The sequence below is a fragment of the Listeria grandensis genome, assembly GCF_014322885.1.
In the GTDB taxonomy this organism is placed as follows: Bacteria; Bacillota; Bacilli; order Lactobacillales; family Listeriaceae; genus Listeria_A; species Listeria_A grandensis.
This window is the reverse complement of the sequence record NZ_JAASUG010000003.1, coordinates 108,833-128,005: the sequence shown is the minus strand read 5'-3', so window position 1 is coordinate 128,005 and position 19,173 is coordinate 108,833. Positions and strand designations below refer to the sequence as shown.

Genomic DNA, 19,173 nt, shown 5'->3' with positions numbered 1-19,173 from the left:
TTTAAGAGATTGTTGCTTTTTTTAATTTGGATGCGATTATCAGGTGGGAGACGGTGAAAATGAGTAGTGCCGCCCAAATGAATAGGAAGGCAATAAGCTGTATGCCATCGAAAGCTTCATGGAAAACAAATACGCCTAGAATGAGCATTAACGTTGGCCCAACATATTGGATGAAACCGAGCATCACGTAAGAAATTCGTCTCGCACTTGTGGCGAATAGTAGAAGCGGGATTGCAGTTACAACGCCGGCGCCAAAGAGTACGAGATTGGTGTCCAAACCAAACCGCATAAACGCATCTTGCGCGAAAAATACTAAAAATAGAAGTGCGAATGGTGTCATAATCATCGTCTCGATGGTTAGTCCACCCCAAGCGCTGACAGGAACTAGCTTTTTAATCAAGCCGTATAAGCCAAATGTGACGGCCATCGAAATAGCGGCCCAAGGGAAAACGCCTTGGTGGATCGCTAAAATCAGCACACCGACTGCGGCTGAAAGCACTGCTAAAACCTCGCCGCGGCTGAGTTTTTCCTTCAAGAAAACAGTTGCGAGCAGAACGTTCACTAATGGATTAATATAATAACCGAGACTTGCGCTAATCACATGCCCATCATTCACCGTAAAAATAAAAATGAACCAGTTTGCCGTGATTAAAACAGACGCAACGGAAATGGCTAGTATCAATTTGGGCCGTTTGATAATCGAGATAATTTCTGCCCAGACAACTTTTGATTTGCCCATCATCGCGATAATCAAGACCATAAATACAAATGACCAAATAATGCGGTAAGCCAGAATCTCGCTTGCTGGAACGCCTCCAGCCATTTTCCAATAAAGCGGTAATACGCCCCAAATAATGTAGGCAGCAATCGCAGCTAAAATGCCCCATGTTTTTTCTTTTTCTGTATACATTTCCTCACCTTTTCTAAAAAAATACTAGAACCATTGTAACATACATTGCCTATCGAAAAGCCCAAAATCAGCTATAAGTTGCTGAAAAAAATTTTTTCGCATATGATAGACTAAAGAAGAAATGGGAGAGATGTGGGTTTTATGCAAACGAATGAACGAATAATCGATGAAAAAAGAGAACGGCTATCGTCTGAAAAAAAGGCCTATATGCAGACGGTAGAATGGGTGCTTACCGCGGATAAAAATTTATCGGATAAAGCGAAGGAAGCGGTATTATTAGTAGCGATAGAGGAGTTACTAGCAGCAGAAGAAGCAGACGCTGAGAAGATTTTCGGAATGGATGCGACAGCGTATGGGAGACAACTTACGAAAACAAGGATTCCAGAGACAACGCATAAAAATCCGATCCCACTCTTTGTGTTTATCGGAATTGTGGCGATGAGTTTATTTTTAGTCGTGATGGGGATCCTTCATTTTGTCAATAAAGATCATGTGTTTTATATGGGTACATTTTTTGTATCGCTAGTGCTCGTTTTTATTTGTATCGTGTGTGTGTTGGCTGGAGGGTACATATTATGGAAACATTACACGGTGACAGTATCTAAGTCGATTGCGGCCTATTTTTTAATTGGAAGTGGCATCGTGATTATGTATATTTTTGTACTCGTGTTTATTTTAATGATTTTACCAAACTTTGGAGCGGTGATTAGTAGTGGGGCGTTGATTGAAATGATTCTTGGTGTCGCAGGATTTATCACAGCAAGCATCGTTTGGCGGAAAATATAAAAAAGGGTGAAGCAGGAGTCTCTGAGATTTAAAGACCTTGCTTCACCTTTTGATTTTATTTTGAAACTTCGATTTGGATGTTAAGTTTTACTTCATCGCCAATTAGTACGCCGCCAGTTTCAAGCACGGCATTGTAATTTAGTTCGAAGTCTTTGCGATTGAATTTACCAGTACCTTCAAAACCAGCGACCATATTGCCAGACATTGGATCTTTACTTGTTCCTTCGTATTCTACATTTAGCGTAATCGGTTTTGTGATGGTGCGGATGGTAAGATCTCCGGTTACTTTGTACTCGTTACCGCCATCAGCTTCAATCTTCGTCGATTTAAACGTAATGGATGGGTGATTTTCTACATCGAAGAAATCGGGGCTCTTCAAATGACCATCGCGTGCTTCTTGGTGCGTGTCGATCGAGGCCGCATCCACTGTGAAGCTTAGGCTAGCTGTTGTTAAATCCTCTGGGTCAAGCGATAAATCGGCACTGAAATCTTTGAAAACACCTTTCACTTTAGATACCATCATGTGTTTTACTTGAAACTCGATTGAACTGTGTGCTGGGTCTACATTCCATTTTTCTACTGTCATTTTAAATTCCTCCAATTATTGTTTTGTATTTTTTGGCGCCATCTTCAATTTGCTCGCCAGTGGGATTCGGCGTTTATACCGATTTTTTTTAGTCCCTCTATTAATGTTGCCTTCTCTTCCTCATCTAAAACATCGAGTTGTTCTTTTATCAATGTTTCAAATTTCGGAAATAGGTTGCTGATAAATGTTTGGCCTGACTCGGTTAGCTCTGCGTATACAATGCGACGATCATTCTCGTCTGCGATGCGCGTTAAGTAATTCTTTTTTTCAAGTTTGCTGACCATGTAGGTCGTGTTGCCGTTGGAAATCAGGTTTTTTTGACCGATGGCTTGGAGTTGTTGCGGTCCAAGATGGTAAATCTGTTCTAAAACACCGAATTCACTTGGCGTAATGCCATGTGCTTCTACTAATTTGGTCGTAATCTTTTGAATCCAGCCAGCGGATCTTAGTAAAACAGTGAATAGTTTCAAATCGATATCTTCCAAAGAAAACGCCTCGCTTCAACAAAATGTTTTAATATCGAAATATCTTACAAACAAATAATAACATACTTACTAAAAATAAGTCAACTAATTTAGAAAAAAATTTTAAAAAAATAGGGTTTCGTTAAGTTTATGTAAAGATCATTGTGTATAATAGAAAGTAGCGTAGAATAGAAAAGGAAGAGGTGATGAAAGATGGAGTTAAGTGAAGATAGAGTAAATCGAGTGCAGGATGTATTGGGGTCATATTGGGCGATCAACCGGATTACCGCCAAGCATGCCGAACAGAATGCACTCAGCCTAGGCTTGTCGTTGCAACAAATGGCGATACTTAATATTTTGTACGGACGTCCAGAATCAACGGTAGATGATCTAAAGAAGAAACTATTCACATCGACAGAAATCATTTCGGCCAATGTGGACGGGTTAGTGCACGCCAGACTAGTAGAAAAACTAAACACAGAATTCGTCGAAAATGCTGATGCATGGCGCTTGCAGTTGACAGAAAAAGGGAAAGAAATGTCTGAACGCTCGACACAGAACGCCTTTGCTTATAAAGCGATGATGAAGGCTTTAGATGAGATCGATGATGAAGATATAGACAAATTAATCGAGATCAACCGCAAAATAGAAGGTTTGCTAAAAACAGACTAACTAAATTTATTTAAATTTTTTGGCTGGCTGGAACCTGGTAAAATATCAGATTTAGGTCAGCCAATTTGCGAGATCAAATCGGTAAAAAACATCGAAGAAAAACCCCTAGAATGGCTTTCATTCTAGGGGTTGATGTATGTGCATTAATTTTTTTGGTTCATGTAAGAATCTTTATCAAAAGAACAATCTTCCAGTGGGATAACTTTTGATTTTTGGGTGAATTTATAGATCAGCCAAAATGCTAGAAAAATCGGCAAACCGATATAGGAAATGGCGATTTTTTGCCACCATTGTGGATTGGAAATGTCTGGATGTAGGAAGGCGTTGTAATCTTGTCCGACAATAACTAAAATACATAAAACAAGCGCTAAAAGTGGACCAAAGGGGAAGAATTTTGCTTTATATTTCAGTTTGGTTAAGTCAAGCCCTTGCTTCACATACGCGCGCCGGAAGCGGTAATGGCTAATGGCGATACCGACCCAGGCAATAAAACCGGTCAAGCCAGACGCGCTTAGAAGCCATGTATAAATGACGGCTCCATTATCGCTCAATGTTGTGATGAACGTCATAGCACCAACAATCGTTGTCAAAATAAGTGCGGCCATCGGAATACCACGACGATTCACTTTAGAGAGAAATTTTGGCGCTTTACCGTCCTTGGCCATCGACCATAACATCCGTGTCGAGGCATAAAGTCCTGAGTTACCCGCGGATAGCACGGACGTTAGAATAACAGCATTCATAACGGAGGCCGCAATCGCAAGTCCTGCTTTTTCAAAAACGAGCGTGAATGGACTAATTGCGACATCGGTTGCTTCGCCGCCAAGCAAATTTGGACTTGTATAAGGAATGATCATCCCGATAACGAAGATCGCGAAAATATAAAAGAGCAAGATACGCCAGAAAACTTGTTTTATCGCTTTGGGTACACTTTTTTCAGGTGTGGCACTTTCTCCTGCTGCAATTCCGACGAGTTCGGTTCCTTGGAAGGAGAACCCTGCGAGCAGGAAGGTTCCGAGAATCGCGAAGAAGCCGCCGTTAAAAGGTGCGTCACCCATTGTGAAGTTTTCGAAGCCGATGAATTGACCACCAAGAATTCCAAAAATCGTAAGTACGCCGACGATTAAGAAGACGATGACGGTCACCACTTTAATGATGGAGAACCAATATTCTGATTCGCCGTAAGCTTTGACGGACAGCGCATTTAGGCCGAAGATCAGAATGAGGAAGATCGCGCTCCAGAGCCAAGCAGGTGCATCTGGATACCAAAATTTAATAATAAGTGCGGCTGTTGAAATATCGACAGCAAGCGTGATCGCCCAGTTAAACCAGTAATTCCAACCGAGCGCAAAGCCAAATGCTGGATCGACAAAGCGCGAGGCGTAGGTACTAAAAGAGCCCGAAACCGGCATGTAAGTTGCCATCTCGCCAAGACTTGTCATTAAGAAGTAAACCATTAAACCAATCGCTGCATATGCGACAAGCGCACCACCTGGACCTGCTACGGCAATTGCATTTCCACTCGCAAGGAATAATCCTGTTCCAATCGAGCCCCCAATAGCAATCATTGATAAGTGACGCGTTTTTAATTCTCTGCGAATATGACCTTGTTGCTGTTCTTTTTTCAAAAGTAAAACTCCCTTTCTAGATTGTTAAAAAACGATTTTTTAGTTAAACCTCTATATCACATGAGGTTTTCGGGAACAAAAAAACTGATCCCTTATGATTTTCTAGAGATCAGCCTATATACACCAACATCAAAAAGCGTTAGATAGCACACCCGTTTCGCCAAGCTATTGGCACAAACAGCAGTCCTGTTTCTTTCGATAACAGTCCCAGTTAAAGAGCAGTCATAAACCTGTCTTCACTTCGGCGAGCATCCTTTTTACGTTGAGTCAAACAGTGTTTTATGCACCTCGTCATCCGCTACTTGTGAATTTCGCAACCTCTACCTCACCGTTTGGATGAGGATTTTATTAAGTTTTCATGTACTATACTAACGAATTCAGTGCGTAATTGCAAGGTTTTTTTGTATTTTAAACGTTTTTTAAAGCTTCGCGAACGGTGCTGAAAGTCGGGATGTTCGGCAGGCGACTGTCGTAGTTGACCATAAGCATCGCAAATCTTGGCGAAACGCCGGTAAGCATGAGGCTCACACCAGTCAATTTCGTTAATCCTAAAAATTTGATCAGATTAGCAGCGACTTCTTCATTGAAATCGGCGAGTCCAGAAATGTCCATAATCAAATAATCAATTTGGCTAACATCAAGATAGGAGGCCACATTTTGCGTCATTTCTTCAAAGCGATCTGTCGAAAGTGCGCCAACGAGTGGCAGAACTGCAACGCCATCTTGCACAGGAACGATCGGTGTTGACATTTTAACGATTTCCTCAATGGAGTCTTCCAATAACATTTTATATTTTTCCTCGCGCGTCACGTCACGCTGAATCCCGATAAAATAGTTTTTTCCAGAAGCCTCATCGAAAATAGGATCGATTGTTAGTTCATTAAAGAAGATATCTCCATTTTTGCGGTAATTTTGCAGAAAAACATTTACGTGTGTTCTATTTTTGACTGCTTGGCTGATTTTTGCAATGGCAGATTTATCGGTTTTGCGCCCTTGTAACATACTACAATTTTTACCCATCACGTCTTCTGAGCTGTAGCCGGTAATCCGTTCAAATCCGCTGTTCACATAAATAATTGGATTCTTTGGCAAATCGCCATCCGTAATAATAACACCAACGCTTGTCATATTTAAAGCTTTTAAAATAATATTGAATTGCAATTCTGCTTCTTTGTTTAACATCCCACACAACCATCCCTTTTTTGGATTTATATAAACTATCATACCAAAAAGCCCTCGAAATAGAAATCGTTAGTATAAAATTCATTTTCTGTTCACACTTATTTGATAGGATGAAAGTGTCTGAAACTGTATAATAAATTGATGATAAAATAGTAAGAAATTGCTTTGATTGGATGAATTATTGTGCACACCTATGAAAAATGTAGTAACATAGATAGGATAGGAAAAGTGAAGATCAGAGAGGAGTTATTTTTGTGCAACAGCCTTCCGTAAATGAGTTGAAAGAATGGCGTAATGTGATGTTAATGCATCGTTTCGCTTTAGAAGAGGTTAATACGAAATTAAAAATATTAAATGATGAGTTTCAGTTTATTCATGATTACAACCCGATGGAACATTTGAAATCAAGGGTGAAAAGCTTCGAGAGCCTCACTGCAAAATTGGAGAAAAAAGGGCTAGATATCACACCGGAGAATGCCTATGCGCACGTGCATGATATTGCAGGTATTCGGGTCACGTGTTCGTTTGTATCGGATATTTATAAAATATATGAGATGTTGGCGAATCAAGATGATATGACAATTATGAATGTGAAAGATTATGTAGAAAATCCAAAGCCGAACGGTTATCGGAGCTTGCATTTAATTTGTGAAGTACCGATTTTCTTAACGAATACGTCACGCAAAATGTGTGTGGAAATTCAAATTAGAACGGTTGCCATGGATTTTTGGGCGAGTTTAGAGCATAAAATCTACTACAAATATAAATCGACGGCACCAGCGCATTTGACGCAGGAGCTATATGAGGCTGCCGCGATTATTCAGCATTTAGATGAAAAGATGAAATACTTAAATGATGAGATCGATCAATATAAAAATGAGGTTGAGGGCGAATAAGGGGTTGAAAAAGGGTGGACATTTTTTATTACGTATTAATTATGTTAGCAACTATTTTGGTTTCGAATGTTGTGAACCGTTTTATCCCGTTTGTATCAATCCCGTTGATTCAAATCGGGTTGGGTGTTCTAGTGGCTTGTTTACCACTAGCATTCGAATTGAAGCTAAATCCGGAGTTATTTTTAGTGTTGTTTATCGCACCACTTCTATTTAATGACGGAAAAAGAACGGATCGGCAAGCGTTATGGAATTTGCGTGCGCCGATTTTAATGTTGGCGTTGGGACTTGTTTTTGTAACCGTGCTTGTTATTGGTTATTTTGTTAATTGGATGATTCCAACGATTCCGCTTGCTGCGGCTTTTGCGCTTGCTGCTGCACTTGCACCAACGGACGCTGTGGCAGTTGGCTCGCTTTCGGGACGCATTGACTTGCCGAAGAAAATCACGCATCTTTTAGAAGGGGAAGCGTTGATGAATGATGCGTCGGGCCTTGTGGCTTTCCAATTTGCGATAGCGGCAATGGTGACAGGTGTATTCTCCATTTGGGATGCGTCGGTGAGTTTCGTGTTGATTGCGATCGGTGGGATTATTTGTGGGCTTGTTTTGACATTTATTAAATTTAAATTCCTCAAATGGATTCGTAGTCTAGGTATGGAAGACGTTACGCTACATATGTTGATTCAAATTTTGACGCCATTTGTGATTTATTTAGTGGCCGAAGAATTGCATGTATCGGGAATTTTAGCTGTTGTGGCGGCCGGCATTATGCATGCTTTTGAAAAGCGGAAAATGGATCCGATGACCGTTAAACTGAATGTGGTGTCGCAAGGTACTTGGTCGGTTATTATTTTCGTGTTGAACGGTCTCGTATTTATTATTTTAGGAACGCAATTACCAGATATTATTCAAGTCGTTTGGCAAAACTCGGGCGTGAGCAATTGGCAGGTCATCTTTTACGTGCTTCTGATCACGTTTAGCTTGATTACGATACGATTCTTGTGGATTCATTTAGGTTGGTTGATTCCGCATTTGATGAAAGGAAATGATCTAAGCAAGCCAAATCTGCGAGCAACAGTGCTTACTTCCTTATCAGGTGTTCGCGGGGCGGTGACACTTGCTTCGGCACTTTCGATCCCGTTTGTGCTAGGAGATGGTAGTCCATTCCCGCAGCGGTCGCTCATTATTTGTATCGCATCAGGCGTTATTTTATGCTCGCTGATTATTGCGACGGCGATTTTACCGATTTTGGCTCGGAAAGATGAGAGTGATACGGATAGTCCACGCGCGGAAAAATCGATGCGATTAAGCGTTTGTCGCCAAGTTGTGGAGCAATTAAACCGCGAGATAACATCGGAGAATAAGGCGGCAACACAAGTTGTGATGGAAGATTATCGCGGACGTATGCGTGCTATTCAAAAAGAAGATGTAAACGCGAGTAGGCAAAAAGAAATAGATGCGGCACAACAAGGGCTCCGTCTGCAAATTTTGAAATGGGAGAAAGATAATACCGCTTTGTTGTTGGAACAAGGGAAGACAAGCAAGCAATCTGCTATGCGCTATAATAACTATATTGATGCGATGGAAAAAGCGCTGAATGGCAGAGGAAAAACGCGTTCTGGTATGATGGCAATGATGCTTAAACGCATGACTCGCCAGTTACTGCATCCGAAGCAATGGCAAAAAGCGAAGGAAAAGATGAACGAAATGAAGCAAAATCCAGACCAATATCAAGATATGATGAACGAGATCCGGGATTTGCGTGAGAAAAATGGGCAAGTTGTGACGAAGAATCTGACGGCATTGCTTGACGATACGAACCAAGCTGTGATTTGGCCTCTTATCAATGAAAATAAACGCATTCTAGAACAAATGAGACGCGACCCAGGTAGCATGAAGTCAAGAGCCAGATTCGAACAAGCGAAAAAAGATGTGCAACTCCAAGCTGTTCAGATCGAGCGCGATGTTATCCAAGATCTTTTTGAAAAAGGAAAAATTTCGAGAGATTTAGCGCGTGAGCTGAGACAAAACTTGAACTTGTATGAAACGTATTATTTTGGGAACGAAGAATTAGCATAAAGATGAACAAGCCTGATGAGAGTATATACTTTCAAAGGCTTGTTTTTTTGTAAAAAAGTATTGCGATTTCAGCAAGGAATGATGTATAATTAGCGTTGCTATTGTAAACATTGAGTTTACTATTACTAAACAATAATGACTCTAGGTTTACTTTTACTAAACTAATGGGAAGGTTGCGAATTATGGATATCGGTAAGCGAATTAAGAATCTACGTCTTAGTAAAAACTTGACGCAAGAAGAGCTTGGAGAACGTACGGATTTGACAAAAGGCTATATTTCACAGTTAGAGCGTGATCTGAGTTCGCCTTCCATTGAAACACTATTTGATATTTTAGAAGTGCTTGGCTGTACGCCGAAAGAATTTTTTGACGAGGAAGAGCAGGAGCAAAAAGTTGTATATGGCGCGAGTGAGCATACTTTTTTTGAAGATGAGGAAAAAGGGTATCAAGTAAAGTGGTTGGTTCCAGAATCTAATGAGAAAGAAATCGAGCCGGTTTATTTGACGCTTTTTGAAAAAGGTTCGTTTAAGCAATTCGAGCCATCGCTATCGGAAACATTTGGCTATGTTCTAGAAGGGAAAGTCACAATCAAACTAGGGAAGCGACTATACACGGCAAAACAAGGCGAGGCAATCTATTTTCATGCTTCGGATGAACATCAAATTTGTAATGAAGAAGATGAGCCGGCAACATTGATTTTAGTTGCAACAGATTCGTATTTGTAAGGAGGAATAAAACAATGACAGAAACAATTATTCGCTTTGAAAATGTAACAAAGCAGTTCGATAATGATCCACCGGTGCTCGATAATGTCAGTTTTGAGATTGAAAAAGGGAAATTCTATACGCTACTCGGCCCTTCTGGTTGCGGAAAGACGACCATTTTACGCTTGATTGCGGGTTTTTTAGAGGCGAGTGATGGCAAGATTTTTCTGAATGACAAGGTGATTAATGATATTCCGGCTAATAAGCGACCGGTCAATACGGTTTTTCAAGATTACGCGTTGTTTCCGCATTTGAATGTGTTTGAAAATGTGGCATTTGGCCTGCGAATTAAGAAATTGAAGAAAGATGTGATTCGGAAGAAAGTAACCGAAGCGTTGAAATTTGTAAATTTAGCGGGTTACGAGCAACGCGAAATCACGGAAATGTCTGGTGGTCAGCGTCAGCGTGTGGCGATTGCACGCGCGATTGTGAACGAACCGGAAGTTATTCTGCTAGATGAGCCACTTTCGGCACTTGATTTGAAACTGCGAACGGAGATGCAGTATGAGTTGCGCGATTTACAACGCCGACTCGGTATTACTTTTATTTTTGTCACGCATGATCAAGAAGAGGCGCTGGCGATGAGTGATGAGATTTTTGTATTGAATAAGGGCGAAATTCAGCAAAGCGGGACGCCTATCGATATTTATGATGAGCCGATTAACCGTTTTGTGGCGGATTTTATCGGGGAGTCGAATATTGTTTCCGGTAAAATGGTGCAGGATTTCGAGGTCGAGTTTGTGGAACGTCGGTTTGAGTGTGTGGACCAAGGTTTCAATCCGAATGAGGTTGTCGAAGTCATTATTCGCCCTGAGGATTTGGAAATTACGGCGGAGGAAAAAGGGAATTTACGCGTCACGGTTGATTGGGTCTTGTTCCGTGGGGTTCACTATGAAATTGGTTGTATTGATGAGGACGGCAATGAATGGCTAGTGCATTCTACTAAAAAAGCACGAATCGGTGAAAAATTAGGACTGGCGTTTGATCCGGAGGCAATCCATATTATGCGTCTTGGGGAAACCGAAGAAGAATTTGATGCTCGTCTAGAAAGTTACGAAGAGGCGTAGTGCGATGACGAGACGAGCGCGGACTTTTTATCTGATTCCTTATGCCTTTTGGATTTTGCTGTTTGTAATTGCGCCAATTGTGTTGATCGCCTACTATTCGTTTTTTGATATTGATGGCAATTTTACGTTTTCGAACTATGTGAATTTCTTTACGCCGGTTTATTTGAAGATGACAGTGAGCTCTTTCTGGTATGCATTTTTGATTATGTTATTTACGTTATTGATTTCGTATCCGACGGCGCTTGTTTTGACAAAATTGAAACATAAACAGCTTTGGTTGTTGTTGATTATTTTGCCGACTTGGATTAATTTGTTGCTAAAAGCCTATGCGTTTATGGGGATTTTTGGAACGTATGGAACGGCGAATAAGTTTTTAGAATTTATCGGGATTGGTACGCAGCAGATTTTGTTTACGGACTTTAGTTTCTTGTTTGTGTCGACGTATATTTTTATTCCGTTTATGATTTTGCCGATTTATAATGCACTGGAGGAGATGAATCCGTCGTTAACGCATGCGGCGCAGGATTTGGGTGCTACGCGTTGGACGACGTTTTGGCGGGTTATTTTTCCGATTACGCTAGATGGTGTGAAAGCAGGATGTCAAGCGGTTTTCATTCCGGCGTTGTCGCTCTTTATGATTACGCGTTTGATTGCAGGAAACCGGGTGATTACGCTTGGGACTGCGATTGAGGAGCATTTTTTGGTGACGCAGGATTGGGGAATGGGCTCGACGATTGGCGTGTTCTTGATTATTGCGATGTTTATTATTATGTTTGTAAGTGGTGCTAAACGGAAGAAAGGGGCGATGAAATGAAGAAAAATAACAAGTTGGGAAAAATTTATTTAGCCGTCGTATTCTTTGTTTTGTATGCGCCAATCTTCTATTTGATGTTCTACTCGTTTAATGCGGGCGGAACGATGAATCATTTTAGTGGCTTTACGTGGGATTATTATAAAGAGGTATTTCAAGATACGCGACTATTAATTATTGTGTTGAATACGTTTGTGATCGCGCTACTTTCTTCTGTGGTAGCAACGATTCTGGGCGTTCTCGGAGCACTGGCGATTCGCTACATGCCACGCCCGTTCGCCAAAAATTCATTGCTCAGTTTGAACAACGTCTTGATTGTGAGTCCAGACGTTGTGATTGGTGCTTCGTTCCTGATTTTCTTCACGATTTTAGGTGTGAAACTCGGCTTTATTTCGGTACTCGTGTCGCATATTGCGTTTAGTATTCCGATTGTTGTCCTGATGGTTCTGCCAAAATTGCAGGAGATGAGCCCGACGTTGATTGATGCAGCGCGGGACTTAGGAGCGAGCCAGTGGAACGTGTTGAGTAAGGTTATTTTGCCGTATATTTCACCAGGTGTTTTTGCGGGATTCTTTATGGCTTTGACGTATTCACTCGATGATTTTGCGGTGACTTTCTTTGTAACGGGAAATGGTTTCTCGACGCTTTCTGTGGAGATTTATTCGCGGGCGCGCCAAGGGATTTCATTGTCTATTAACGCGTTGTCAACCTTGCTATTTCTATTTACGATTGTACTCGTTATCGGATACTACTTTATTAATCAGCGCAATGCGAAGGCTGCACAAGCGATGGAGGTGCCGAAAAAATGAAGCAATTAGTTCGTGTTTTTGGTCTGGTCGTGGTTGCGGTGCTTCTGATGATGGTGCTAACCTACTCGCTGAACAAATCGGAGGGCTATTCGGGCGGCAATACGCTGACAATTTACAATTGGGGTGATTATGTTGATCCTGATTTACTGAAAAAATTTGAAAAAGAATCTGGTATCAAAGTGATTTATCAGACGTTTGATTCAAATGAGGCGATGATGACGAAAATTGAGCAAGGCGGGACAACGTTTGACATCGCGGTTCCGAGTGATTATGCGATTAGTAAAATGCGTGAGGAGAAGTTGCTTATTCCACTTGATAAAGCGAAATTGCCGAATAGGAAGTACTTAAATCCGCGTTTTATGGACCAGTCGTTTGATCCGGAAAATAAGTATTCGATGCCGTATTTCTGGGGAACGCTGGGTATTATTTATAACAAAAAGATGGTTCACGATATTCCGTTCACGAGTTGGAACGATTTGTGGCGACCGGAATTGAAAAATCAGATTCTGCTCATCGACGGCGCGCGTGAGGTGATGGGGCTTGGACTCAACAGCCTTGGCTACTCGCTGAACAGTACGGATGAGGCACAGTTGCAGGAAGCGTTGATGAAGCTGAAGGAAATGACGCCGAATGTGAAGGCGATTGTTGGGGATGAGATCAAGATTTTGATGGCTGGAAATGAAGCCGGAGTTGCGGTGACATTCTCTGGTGAGGCTGCCGAGATGTTGGATCAAAACGAGGACTTGGAGTACGTAATTCCAAAAGAGGGTTCCAATTTGTGGTTTGATAATATGGTGATCCCGAAAACAGCGAGAAATGTGGATGGGGCGCATAAATTCATCAATTTCATGTTAAAACCTGAAAATGCAGCACAAAATGCGGAATATGTCGGTTATGCGACGCCAAATGAAGCCGCTGTAAAACTTTTGCCAAAGGAAATTTCAAGTGATGAACGTTTCTATCCAGCCCTAGACCAATTGGAGAATTTAGAGGTTTACGATAATCTAGGTAAGAAAATGTTGGCGCATTACAATGAATTGTTCTTGGAATTCAAAATGTATCGTAAGTAGACCACTTTTGTGAAATCACCCAACTTTTGTGTATAGCTAGGATATGCATTGTAATTATTCGAGCCATCCCTTATAATTCAGTTGTAACTTCATTTGAAAGGTGGAAAACAAGATGGCAAAATTATATTCTTATTTAAGCTTTGATAACGCGAAAGAATCGATGGATTACTATAAAGACGTATTTGGTGCAACTTTATTGGAACGCAATCAAATGGATGAGAGCATGGCAAAAGAGTGGGGCATGTCAACGGATAATTTGGAAGATACAACGATCCATGGTGGCTTTGTTGTGTTGGGAAATACGATTTTCTGTAGCGACCGTTTCGGTAAAGGCGAGCCATTTTCTTCTAGTGTAACCCTGATGCTTGATTTCAATTCAGAAGATGCAGAAGAGGTGGAGGCATTGGATACGCTATACAAGAAAATCACCGAAAGTGGTGTAGAAATTATTGATCCACTTGACGAGAAATTTTGGGGCGGCAAGATGGGTATTATTAAAGATAAGTACGGTTTACTGTGGATGTTTCACGCACAACCGCATTCGAAATTAGTTTAACATTGTACGAAAAGCGACGAACGAAAATCTGAAATAGATTTGTGTTCGTCGCTTTTTCCTACCGTAATTTTCCGAAAAACTGCAAAAGAAGTGATGGCGAGATTGGGGGTGCATAGGCTATCATTAACCTTTAAAGTAAAAATTTAAAGGAGTGTCACACATTTATGAAGAAGTTAAGTATCATTGCTATGACTGGTTTGCTAGTCACGGCAACAACGGGAAACACGGTTTTAGCAACAACGTTTGATGGACCAGATAGTGCAACAAGCGAGGCTTCCATTCAGATTTTACCTGGGGAAGGCACGACTGATCCAGAAATCATAAACCCGATTGATCCAGAAGAGCCTGGCGTGCCGATTGATCCAATTAATCCAAATCCTGGTTCCTTGCGAATTAATCACGTATCAGACTTGAATTTTGGCGATTTCACATTAACAGGACGGAAAGAAACGCTACATGCTGGAAAAGTCAAAACGAAAGCCGATCAAGAACTACCAGCATTTATCAATATTGCCGATTTACGCGGAACTGGGGAAGGCTGGTCTTTAAAAGTATCGCAAAGTGGCGAGCTTGTTCGTGGCGGTGTTCTTGGGTTCCAGCCAGAATATAATGGTGCGGACCAAGGTATCGAAACAATTGGTGGTGAGCTGGCAGGTGATGGTGACGAGATTGATATGCTGATTGCGGGTGAAAATGCCGGTATGGGTAGTCACTCGGCACTACTTGGTGGCATGGATGGTGTGACACTAACGATTCCTAAAGATGCTACGGTCGGGAAACAGCAAGCTTCTTTAAACTGGAATATAGTCGCGGATCCATCGACGACTATTCCAGATGAAATAGTAGAAATTCCCGATACTAATTTGCGAACAGTTATAAAAGAGGCGCTTGGTGTAACAGATGACAATCAAATCACAAAAAAGAAGATGGAAACATTAACCGATTTTACAGCAGTTGGTAAAGGGATTGTAGATTTATCTGGGATCGAGTATGCAAGCAATTTAAAGACGCTAAAACTGGATAACAATAGAATTACGAATGAGGGCATTGTTCCAGCAACAAAGCTAGCAAAACTGGTCACCGTGGATATTGGTGGGAATCAAATAATGAATAGTAAAATATTATCAGATTGGGCTCCTACGATTTCTTCTAAACCATTGGAACGTATTAATGCACACAATCAAAATCTTGGTAGGACATTAAGCGTACTGAGTCCTGATGATGTGGCTTTACTCGAGATAAAATGGATAGACGGAGCAACACTCCAATTACGAAATCTGATTGGAAGTTCAACAGGTAGCTATTCTAGCCTATCTGGTGTGAGTCTAGACGGCAACAGTACGACTTATTATTTTATTAATCATCAAGTATTTAACGTTGATGTAATAGGAAGTGTAAGTAGATTGAAATATGAAAGTAGTTGGGGAAGGACAAAAATCGGGTATAGTGCTTACGTAGAAGTGGGTGATTTGGATGTACAAATTGAAGGCTAATAAAGGATAAAAAGATAGTGGGCAGAGCCTTGATACATCGGTTTTGCCTACTATTTTTATTTGCGTTGCTTCGAAACATTTTTTCGTGTACAACTTGATTTCTTCTCCCAAGAAGCATAAAATCAAGAGGTTAGCTTAGCAAAACTGAAAGAGGCAAGGAAGTGAACATATGTTTCAAAATTTACCAGATTCTTTTTTACAAATGAATACGATTTTTATCTCGATTATGATTGAGGCTTTACCATTTGTGTTGATTGGTGTTTTTATTGCTGGTTTCATTCAAATGTTTATTTCTGAGGCGTTTATTGCTAAGATTATGCCAAAAAATCGATTTTTAGCGGTGATTGTAGGTTCGGTGATCGGTGTGCTTTTTCCGTCGTGTGAGTGTGGGATTGTGCCGATTGTCCGAAATTTGATTGCAAAAGGGGTACCGCTTCATGCGGGAATCGCGTTTATGTTGACGGCGCCGATTATCAATCCTGTGGTACTATTTTCAACGTATGTTGCGTTTGGGAGTACGTGGGAAGTGCCGCTGCTACGTGTTTTAGGGAGTTTAGTCGTCGCGATGGTTGTAGGGAACGCGATTGCTTATTTTTATAAAGGTGAAGGTTTGAAAGAGAAGTTTATGTTGTATGAAACGGCGGGAGAGGCTAATGAGAAAGCGGAGGCTCCAGCTGTGATGGCGATTGTGGGAATGGACGGGACAATTGCTTCGGGATCGGCGCATACGATGCCGAATGAGGAAGAACAGCCTCATCATCACCACGAGCATAGTCATGATGAGGCCAAAATGCCGATGAAAGATAGGGTTTGGCACACGTTGCAACATGCGGTGGATGAATTTTTCTCAGTTGGGAAATTTCTTGTGTTTGGTGCGTTGCTGGCGGCGGTGATGCAAACGTATATTAAGACGTCGACGCTCGTTTCGATTGGGCACGGACCTATTTTATCGATTCTGTTAATGATGGTTTTGGCGTTTGTCTTGTCGCTTTGCTCGGAGGCAGATGCCTTTATTGGCGCTTCTTTCCGCAGTATTTTTTCGACGCAATCGATTGTTGCCTTCCTCGTTTTTGGGCCGATGCTCGATATTAAAAATCTCATGATGATGCTGGCGACTTTTAAAGCGAAGTTTGTAGCATTTGTCGTGATTGGTGTTACCGTGACGGTGTTTGTCTATGCATTATTATTATAGAAGGAGGGCGTTTTGATGTTTCGTGTTTTTATTTTATTCGGATTCGCCTTCTACTTGATGCAACTGCATGTGACGGGCGATATTAGCAAGTATATCAATATGAAGTATTCTTATTTGTCACAAGCTGCGATGATTGCTGCATTTTTGCTCGGCTTGGTGCAATTAATCATGATCTTCCGCGATGAGGATTTAGTACAGGATCACGCGCATATGGGGCACACGCATGATGGAGAAAATACGTTTTGGAAAAAGATTTTAGTGTATGGGCTTCTTGTTTATCCGCTTGTGGCAGGCTTTATGTTCCCGATTGCCACGCTTAATTCAACGATTGTGGACGCTAAAGGATTTCATTTTCCGAAAAATAATGCGGCGGGCGATGATCCGTATGCGATGAACCAATTTTTGAAGCCAGATACGAGTGGTTATTTTGGTAAATCGGATTATGAGAAAATGATTGCCAAAGAGAAGGCGGAGATCATTCATGATAATCCAATCAAGGTGACAGACGCGAACTATTTGATGACAATGGAAATTATTTATAGTTATCCAGGGGAATTTGAAGGGAAGCAGATTGAATTTACTGGTTTTGTGTATAATGATCCAGTGACGAAGGGCGCCAACTTATTTGTATTTCGCTTTGGAATTATTCATTGTGTTGCGGATTCGGGCGTTTATGGGATGCTTGTACACATGCCTGACGGGGAAAATGATCTCAGCAATGATACGTGGGTAAAAGTGAGTGGCGTTATTGAGCAAGAATACTACGCTCCTTTTAAAATGGACATTCCTGCTGTGAAGGTGACCAAATACGGTGAAATTCCAAAACCAAAAGATGTCTATGTTTATCGCAAATATTAGGTTGCGGAAATGGTTCACATGCGGTATGCTTAAACCTGTGAAAACGAAAACAAACCTAAAGAAGGATGGGAATGAATATGAATCATTATTCACCCTACTTTCACTTTCCGCGTGAGGATTGGCGTAAGCTGGAAGTAAGTAAAGACCAGATGTTATCGGCGGAAGAGCTAGAGGACATCAGAGGTTTAAACGATCGTATATCATTAGAAGATATCGCAGAAATATACTTGCCACTTGTGAAGTTGCTGGCGATCCATTACCATGAGCAAATCTTCATTCACGGCGAAAAAATGGAATATTTGAAACGTCACGCGGCACACACACCATTTGTTATTGGGATTGCTGGAAGTGTGGCAGTTGGTAAAAGTACGACAGCGCGGGTGCTTAAAATCATGCTAAATCGCTGGTTCCAGAAGACGCGAAAAGTGGAGCTGATCACAACAGACGGTTTCTTATACCCAAATGCTGTGCTAGAGGAAAAGGGCTTGATGGAGCGCAAAGGTTTTCCAGAAAGTTATGATCGGAGCCGATTTGTGGCTTTTTTAAGTGATTTGAAGAGCAATAAAGCTGATGTTGAGGTGCCGCTATACTCCCATTTTACGTATGATATTTTGGAGGAGACACGTGTTATTAGTCAGCCGGACATCATCATCGTGGAGGGAATTAACGTTTTACAGGTCGACCCAGAGCAGGCCGTTTTTCCGAGTGATTTCTTTGATTTCTCGATTTATATGGATGCAGAGGAGGCGGAAATCAAGCGCTGGTATTTGGAGCGATTCTTCATGCTACGCGAGACCGCTTTTCAAGATACAAGCTCCTATTTCCACCGCTATACAAAAATCAGTGAAGAAGAAGCGCGCCAGTTTGCGCTTGCAACATGGGATAAAATTAATGGCGTGAATCTGAAAGAAAATATTGAGCGAACGAAATATCGAGCGCAACTTATTTTGAAAAAGGGTGCGGATCATCTTATTTCAGACGTGTACTTGCGCAAATAACATCCAGCAAAAAAGATTGAAAAAAAAAAAGAGATGTGTTAAGATGAATTTAGGAAAAAGAATCAGTAGATACACAAAAAGCCCCGACTCTCGGCTAAAGATATCGGGGCTTTTTTTGTTGGATTAGAACTTTGATCGTCGTTGTGGCCGCTCACGCTTCCGATGTTCTAACCAGTACTTGTAGGTCATGAGTGTCATCCCAACAAGAATCGGAGCAATAAGTGTGGAAAAAATCAGAATCAATAGATACACCTCCTTCATAAAAGCATGCTGGAAGGTTGACGACTGCTATAATTATAGCACGCAGGTGGCATAAAATTAAGCCTTTCTGGTAACTTTGCCTTTTCATTGATTTC

20 protein-coding genes and 1 riboswitch are annotated in these 19,173 nt (G+C 41.3%); of the genes, 14 read left to right on the top strand and 6 right to left on the bottom strand.

Translation table 11 applies throughout. The annotated features are described in order from the left end of the window. Position 1: 1 nt before the first annotated feature. Positions 2–910: an EamA family transporter RarD gene (rarD, locus tag HCJ54_RS05580; RefSeq protein ID WP_036065943.1), complete on the bottom strand. Its 909-nt coding sequence runs from the start codon at positions 908–910 to the stop codon at positions 2–4. A gap of 141 nt (positions 911–1,051) precedes the next feature. Here rarD and HCJ54_RS05575 point away from each other — a divergent pair, with 141 nt between their 5' ends. Beyond that, positions 1,052–1,696, top strand: coding sequence for a DUF1129 family protein (locus HCJ54_RS05575; protein WP_187136928.1), 645 nt, complete (start codon positions 1,052–1,054; stop codon positions 1,694–1,696). Positions 1,697–1,751: 55 nt separating this feature from the next. On the opposite strand, the gene HCJ54_RS05570 is transcribed toward HCJ54_RS05575, so the two are convergent. Next, entirely contained in the window at positions 1,752–2,282 is a 531-nt protein-coding gene (locus HCJ54_RS05570; protein ID WP_187136927.1) for a YceI family protein, read from the bottom strand. A gap of 44 nt (positions 2,283–2,326) precedes the next feature. After that, on the bottom strand, positions 2,327–2,767 hold the full coding sequence (locus HCJ54_RS05565) for a MarR family winged helix-turn-helix transcriptional regulator (protein ID WP_185409618.1): 441 nt from the start codon (positions 2,765–2,767) through the stop codon (positions 2,327–2,329). Between the two features lie 192 nt (positions 2,768–2,959). Here HCJ54_RS05565 and HCJ54_RS05560 point away from each other — a divergent pair, with 192 nt between their 5' ends. Beyond that, positions 2,960–3,418 carry a MarR family winged helix-turn-helix transcriptional regulator gene (locus tag HCJ54_RS05560; RefSeq protein WP_036065947.1) on the top strand — a complete coding sequence of 153 codons (459 nt, stop codon included), beginning with the start codon at positions 2,960–2,962 and terminating at the stop codon, positions 3,416–3,418. A 143-nt stretch (positions 3,419–3,561) separates the two neighbouring features. Here HCJ54_RS05560 and HCJ54_RS05555 read toward each other — a convergent pair whose 3' ends face one another. Both HCJ54_RS05555 and ytvA read right to left on the bottom strand, forming a co-directional pair. Continuing rightward, positions 3,562–5,046: an amino acid permease gene (locus HCJ54_RS05555; RefSeq protein WP_187136926.1), complete on the bottom strand. Its 1,485-nt coding sequence runs from the start codon at positions 5,044–5,046 to the stop codon at positions 3,562–3,564. A 136-nt stretch (positions 5,047–5,182) separates the two neighbouring features. Beyond that, positions 5,183–5,377, bottom strand: a riboswitch (Lysine riboswitch). A 77-nt stretch (positions 5,378–5,454) separates the two neighbouring features. Further along, on the bottom strand, positions 5,455–6,228 hold the full coding sequence (gene ytvA, locus HCJ54_RS05550; protein ID WP_187136925.1) for a YtvA family blue-light photoreceptor: 774 nt from the start codon (positions 6,226–6,228) through the stop codon (positions 5,455–5,457). 254 nt (positions 6,229–6,482) lie between these two features. On the opposite strand from ytvA, the gene HCJ54_RS05545 reads away from it, so the two are divergent. The 12 genes from HCJ54_RS05545 to coaA all read left to right on the top strand — a co-directional run bounded on the left by HCJ54_RS05545 (position 6,483) and on the right by coaA (position 18,817). Further along, positions 6,483–7,124, top strand: coding sequence for a GTP pyrophosphokinase (locus tag HCJ54_RS05545; RefSeq protein WP_036065951.1), 642 nt, complete (start codon positions 6,483–6,485; stop codon positions 7,122–7,124). A gap of 14 nt (positions 7,125–7,138) precedes the next feature. Then, positions 7,139–9,199 carry a Na+/H+ antiporter gene (locus HCJ54_RS05540; protein WP_187136924.1) on the top strand — a complete coding sequence of 687 codons (2,061 nt, stop codon included), beginning with the start codon at positions 7,139–7,141 and terminating at the stop codon, positions 9,197–9,199. A gap of 182 nt (positions 9,200–9,381) precedes the next feature. Beyond that, complete coding sequence (locus tag HCJ54_RS05535) at positions 9,382–9,924, top strand: helix-turn-helix domain-containing protein (protein WP_185409614.1); 543 nt, start codon at positions 9,382–9,384, stop codon at positions 9,922–9,924. 14 nt (positions 9,925–9,938) lie between these two features. Then, positions 9,939–11,030 carry an ABC transporter ATP-binding protein gene (locus tag HCJ54_RS05530; RefSeq protein ID WP_187136923.1) on the top strand — a complete coding sequence of 364 codons (1,092 nt, stop codon included), beginning with the start codon at positions 9,939–9,941 and terminating at the stop codon, positions 11,028–11,030. Positions 11,031–11,034: 4 nt separating this feature from the next. Then, entirely contained in the window at positions 11,035–11,844 is an 810-nt protein-coding gene (locus HCJ54_RS05525; RefSeq protein WP_187136922.1) for an ABC transporter permease, read from the top strand. Then, positions 11,841–12,650 carry an ABC transporter permease gene (locus tag HCJ54_RS05520; RefSeq protein WP_036089199.1) on the top strand — a complete coding sequence of 270 codons (810 nt, stop codon included), beginning with the start codon at positions 11,841–11,843 and terminating at the stop codon, positions 12,648–12,650. Before HCJ54_RS05525 ends, HCJ54_RS05520 begins: the two co-directional genes overlap by 4 nt. After that, positions 12,647–13,720: an ABC transporter substrate-binding protein gene (locus HCJ54_RS05515; protein ID WP_187136921.1), complete on the top strand. Its 1,074-nt coding sequence runs from the start codon at positions 12,647–12,649 to the stop codon at positions 13,718–13,720. Before HCJ54_RS05520 ends, HCJ54_RS05515 begins: the two co-directional genes overlap by 4 nt. Positions 13,721–13,832: 112 nt before the next feature. Next, positions 13,833–14,276, top strand: a complete 444-nt coding sequence (locus HCJ54_RS05510; RefSeq protein ID WP_187136920.1) for a VOC family protein — start codon at positions 13,833–13,835, stop codon at positions 14,274–14,276. Positions 14,277–14,440: 164 nt separating this feature from the next. Then, positions 14,441–15,769, top strand: coding sequence for a WxL domain-containing protein (locus HCJ54_RS05505; protein ID WP_187136919.1), 1,329 nt, complete (start codon positions 14,441–14,443; stop codon positions 15,767–15,769). 169 nt (positions 15,770–15,938) lie between these two features. Beyond that, positions 15,939–16,961 (top strand): permease, encoded by a 1,023-nt coding sequence (locus HCJ54_RS05500; RefSeq protein ID WP_187136918.1) that lies wholly within the window; start codon positions 15,939–15,941, stop codon positions 16,959–16,961. A gap of 15 nt (positions 16,962–16,976) precedes the next feature. Beyond that, positions 16,977–17,819 (top strand): TIGR03943 family putative permease subunit, encoded by an 843-nt coding sequence (locus HCJ54_RS05495; protein WP_187136917.1) that lies wholly within the window; start codon positions 16,977–16,979, stop codon positions 17,817–17,819. Positions 17,820–17,896: 77 nt separating this feature from the next. Then, complete coding sequence (gene coaA / locus HCJ54_RS05490; protein WP_187137068.1) at positions 17,897–18,817, top strand: type I pantothenate kinase; 921 nt, start codon at positions 17,897–17,899, stop codon at positions 18,815–18,817. Between the two features lie 123 nt (positions 18,818–18,940). Here the strand turns inward: coaA and HCJ54_RS15665 are convergent, their stop codons facing one another. Next, on the bottom strand, positions 18,941–19,078 hold the full coding sequence (locus tag HCJ54_RS15665) for a type I toxin-antitoxin system Fst family toxin (RefSeq protein WP_222712969.1): 138 nt from the start codon (positions 19,076–19,078) through the stop codon (positions 18,941–18,943). Between the last annotated feature and the right edge of the window lie 95 nt (positions 19,079–19,173).

What these genes read in the sequence shown, in the direction of transcription:
- rarD (WP_036065943.1), bottom strand. Translation starts at nt 910, where the DNA reads ATGTATACAGAAAAAGAAAAAACATGGGGCATTTTAGCTGCGATTGCT.
- HCJ54_RS05575 (WP_187136928.1), top strand. Translation starts at nt 1,052, where the DNA reads ATGCAAACGAATGAACGAATAATCGATGAAAAAAGAGAACGGCTATCG.
- HCJ54_RS05570 (WP_187136927.1), bottom strand. Translation starts at nt 2,282, where the DNA reads ATGACAGTAGAAAAATGGAATGTAGACCCAGCACACAGTTCAATCGAG.
- HCJ54_RS05560 (WP_036065947.1), top strand. Translation starts at nt 2,960, where the DNA reads ATGGAGTTAAGTGAAGATAGAGTAAATCGAGTGCAGGATGTATTGGGG.
- ytvA (WP_187136925.1), bottom strand. Translation starts at nt 6,228, where the DNA reads ATGTTAAACAAAGAAGCAGAATTGCAATTCAATATTATTTTAAAAGCT.
- HCJ54_RS05535 (WP_185409614.1), top strand. Translation starts at nt 9,382, where the DNA reads ATGGATATCGGTAAGCGAATTAAGAATCTACGTCTTAGTAAAAACTTG.
- HCJ54_RS05530 (WP_187136923.1), top strand. Translation starts at nt 9,939, where the DNA reads ATGACAGAAACAATTATTCGCTTTGAAAATGTAACAAAGCAGTTCGAT.
- HCJ54_RS05525 (WP_187136922.1), top strand. Translation starts at nt 11,035, where the DNA reads ATGACGAGACGAGCGCGGACTTTTTATCTGATTCCTTATGCCTTTTGG.
- HCJ54_RS05520 (WP_036089199.1), top strand. Translation starts at nt 11,841, where the DNA reads ATGAAGAAAAATAACAAGTTGGGAAAAATTTATTTAGCCGTCGTATTC.
- HCJ54_RS05515 (WP_187136921.1), top strand. Translation starts at nt 12,647, where the DNA reads ATGAAGCAATTAGTTCGTGTTTTTGGTCTGGTCGTGGTTGCGGTGCTT.
- HCJ54_RS05510 (WP_187136920.1), top strand. Translation starts at nt 13,833, where the DNA reads ATGGCAAAATTATATTCTTATTTAAGCTTTGATAACGCGAAAGAATCG.
- HCJ54_RS05505 (WP_187136919.1), top strand. Translation starts at nt 14,441, where the DNA reads ATGAAGAAGTTAAGTATCATTGCTATGACTGGTTTGCTAGTCACGGCA.
- HCJ54_RS05500 (WP_187136918.1), top strand. Translation starts at nt 15,939, where the DNA reads ATGTTTCAAAATTTACCAGATTCTTTTTTACAAATGAATACGATTTTT.
- HCJ54_RS05495 (WP_187136917.1), top strand. Translation starts at nt 16,977, where the DNA reads ATGTTTCGTGTTTTTATTTTATTCGGATTCGCCTTCTACTTGATGCAA.
- coaA (WP_187137068.1), top strand. Translation starts at nt 17,897, where the DNA reads ATGAATCATTATTCACCCTACTTTCACTTTCCGCGTGAGGATTGGCGT.
- HCJ54_RS15665 (WP_222712969.1), bottom strand. Translation starts at nt 19,078, where the DNA reads ATGAAGGAGGTGTATCTATTGATTCTGATTTTTTCCACACTTATTGCT.